Source organism: Novipirellula herctigrandis (genome assembly GCA_007859835.1).
Lineage (GTDB): Bacteria > Planctomycetota > Planctomycetia > Pirellulales > Pirellulaceae > Novipirellula_A > Novipirellula_A herctigrandis.
Genome location: SJPJ01000001.1, coordinates 408,553 through 409,073, shown reverse-complemented (window position 1 = coordinate 409,073; position 521 = coordinate 408,553). Strand labels below are relative to the sequence as shown.

General features: G+C 57.0%; 1 pseudogene. It reads left to right on the top strand.

Annotated elements, in window-relative coordinates:
* A pseudogene (locus CA13_RS34520) lies at positions 1 to 468 on the top strand (hypothetical protein); the annotation flags it as partial.
* Positions 469 to 521: the final 53 nt, after the last annotated feature.

Here is a 521-nt window from a genome sequence, read left to right as displayed (position 1 = left end):
TACACCGGTGCAAAAGATCGCATCGATGATTTGGCTGAGCGTCGGGATCGGACTCGGCCGAGTACTCATGATTGGGAGCGGAGTCGACGTCGGCGGAAGAGCGGTTGGATGAGTCCGATCGAAATTGACGAAAAGAACGATGCGGTCGGACCGTGTATCGATCCATCCGGTCGGCGGGCAAGTACCAAGGGGTTCTTGGCGGTCTCGATGTCTCGCTATTTGGAACTCTTGGATTGGACGGGCCGGCAGTTGCACCGGAACAAGGTTGGCAAGATACCCGACCACTTGGCTCCTATCTTGAGTCGCATTGGGCTCGACACCCATGGTTGGTGCGACATTGTGAAGAAGTTTGGTCGTGTGTTTAAGCGAGCGGCAGGCACTCCCGAGAGCCTTGCTCGTGAGGCTGTCCGGTGTGGTCAAGGCTGGCTGTGTGCTCCCGAGAACCCACTCGGACTATCTTCGGTGTAGCGGATTCTCTTCCGCACGCTCCAACCTGCAACGGATTTTGCGATTAGCGTTGG